The 1,129-nt window shown below is 55.2% G+C and carries 1 protein-coding gene; it reads left to right on the top strand.

Features of this window, described 5'->3' with window-relative positions; all coding sequences use genetic code 11:
* Positions 1-959, top strand: a 959-nt coding sequence (locus HMPREF3104_RS04910; protein ID WP_210386485.1) for an HNH endonuclease signature motif containing protein, incomplete at its 5' end; no start/stop codon positions are given.
* Positions 960-1,129 lie beyond the last annotated feature (170 nt).

Below are 1,129 nucleotides of genomic sequence, written 5' to 3'. Positions count from 1 at the left end.
CGGTGACCTTTGAGGTGTCTGCACAGTCCGGCACAGTCAAAACACTGGTCACGTTGGCGACCAACCCGTTGACAGCACAGGTCGTACGCGAGCATGTATTAGCGACTGCACGGGAACACAAAACCTCCATGGCAGATGCAATGGTCAAACTGCTTTCCGGGGAAATCACCCCAACAAAAACGACGCTGCACGTGTTTGTGCCAAAGGACCGCGCGCCTGGTGGTCCAGCCTATGTACCAGGGGTTGGGGCCTTAACCCCGGAAGCAACCGCAGCACTCGATGACCTGCTGGCTACAGCGAAGTTCACCGAAGTGGATATGGAGGCAGAACTTCAAGCACATACGGATAGCTACACCCCAACCGAAGCAATGCGACGAGTCGTCTGCGCACGCCATACCCATTGTGTATTCCCGGGATGTAGCGTGCCGTCACTGAGGTGCCAGTTAGATCACCGGATCGCGTTTAACCAGGGTGGCAAAACCACACCAGGAAACCTCTACCCACTGTGCCAAAAGCACCACAACCTAAAAACCGATAAGCGCGGCTTCTACGTCCCGGATCCGGATACGGGTGAAATCTTGTGGCTGTTTGCCAACGGTACGTATGAAACCTGCGCCCCAGACAGTCTGATCGCACACAACACACATGCTGCGGCACCACGGTGGAAGAGCAACCTTGAGCAAGTGTGTGCTCGTCGCAGCCGAGTGGCGCAGTTCTACGCCAAAGGCCACAAAATCCTGGACGATTTTGACCACCACCACAACCTCGAACAGGCCGACGCCCAGATCGCAGCACTGGAGGAAGAATACGGCCTTGTTTTCCCGATCAAGGCGGTGTTGCCGGAGCCGTTGCCAAAAGAACCCGATTTTTCCGAACCACCCTTCCCCGACCCGGAGTACGACTACGGCTGGTCGGAAAACTTCAACCCAGAAGAACTGGTTGATGCCCGACCCGAGTAAGAGAACAGGTGGCCAGGTTCAAAAACAAAAAACAGCCCGTTTTTCCGAAGGAGGCCTCGACGTGGTTCCTGACTTGGGACAAATGAGTGACGAAATGAGTGCCGAAACTAGTGCCAAACTTTCGCCAACCACAAGACCAAACCCAGAGGCCACAATGTCGAAGGGATCTT

This window comes from Corynebacterium sp. HMSC30G07, assembly GCF_001806945.1.
GTDB classification, from domain to species: domain Bacteria; phylum Actinomycetota; class Actinomycetes; order Mycobacteriales; family Mycobacteriaceae; genus Corynebacterium; species Corynebacterium riegelii.
Note: the sequence above shows the minus strand (reverse complement) of the source record. Positions and strands in the feature narration are given on the sequence as shown.